Raw genomic sequence first — 938 nt, 5'->3', positions numbered from 1 at the left:
CATATCGCGCCTGTTCATCAGCCCGCGCCATTTCTGGCCCCCCGCATACACCCAGCGCCTTAGCTCGTCGCATGCGCCTTCCACGTCGCCAGCGTTCAGCTTCTTCAATAGCGTTGAATTCGTGAATGCACCGGTGCCGACGTTGTATGCGAATGAATAGAGTGCAGCACGCTGGTATTCGCCCAGAGGTATTTTTACCTGACCGTCTACCGACTTCTTAACCGGCTGCAGGTCTTTCCACAGCAGGTTGTCACACTCGCGGTCAGTGTATTTCTTGTTCACTTGCACATCAGGGCCTGTATGCCCGTCACAGACTGTCCAGACGCCAGCAACGTCTTTGTACGCCGTATATTCTCGACCTTCCACGCCGTTACTCCCACCCAGGAACGCAACCGCGATAGCCATAGCACCACCGCCAGCAGTGGCGATCAGCTTGTTTCTCAGACTGTTCGACAGCGCCATGATTATTCCTCGGTGATTTCGGATGATGCTGGCCAGCGCTGTAGCGCCTTGATTTGTGCCAGTGCAGTTTTGCGGCGGTAGTACCAGTTGATGCCCAGCGTGATGATCGCTATTGCGATACCTGCCAGCACGCCGACGGCGCTCCACTCATCCGGGCTAAGCCGCACTAAAAAACTGGTAACCACAGTAGCGCCAGACGCGCCATATGCGGCACCAGATGCCAGTTGACTCATAGTGTTTCTCATATAGCCCCCGTGGGGCCGCTCATTAGAATTAGGAATTGTCTACTTTCTGTACTGAGCAGGCCCGTTTATGCTGTTCTGTGTGAAGAGAAAGCATCGGCTGCCGTGAGTAGCAAAATTATTAATCCGCCGTCGAGCGGATTTTTTTGTTTAAAGTGCGCCATCCCGAACTAACAGGAGTGAGTGAGGGTGATTCGGGGTCGCAAAAGAAAAAGGCCCACCGAAGTGAGCCTA

The 938-nt window shown here is 54.1% G+C and carries 2 protein-coding genes; both read right to left on the bottom strand.

What is annotated here, in order from left to right; translation table 11 throughout:
• Positions 1–462: lysozyme (locus GSQ70_RS01515; protein WP_158785166.1), on the bottom strand; the 462-nt coding region annotated here is incomplete at its 3' end.
• Between the two features lie 2 nt (positions 463–464).
• The gene (locus tag GSQ70_RS01510) at positions 465–707 is read right to left on the bottom strand and encodes a phage holin (RefSeq protein WP_158780476.1); all 243 of its coding nucleotides are present in this window, start codon (positions 705–707) and stop codon (positions 465–467) included.
• Positions 708–938 lie beyond the last annotated feature (231 nt).

The organism is Pantoea sp. BAV 3049 (assembly GCF_009765445.1).
Lineage (GTDB): Bacteria > Pseudomonadota > Gammaproteobacteria > Enterobacterales > Enterobacteriaceae > Erwinia.
Note: the sequence above shows the minus strand (reverse complement) of the source record. Positions and strands in the feature narration are given on the sequence as shown.

Excerpts from the sequence above, each read along its gene's own strand:
- GSQ70_RS01510 (WP_158780476.1), bottom strand. The coding sequence starts at position 707 with ATGAGAAACACTATGAGTCAACTGGCATCTGGTGCCGCATATGGCGCG.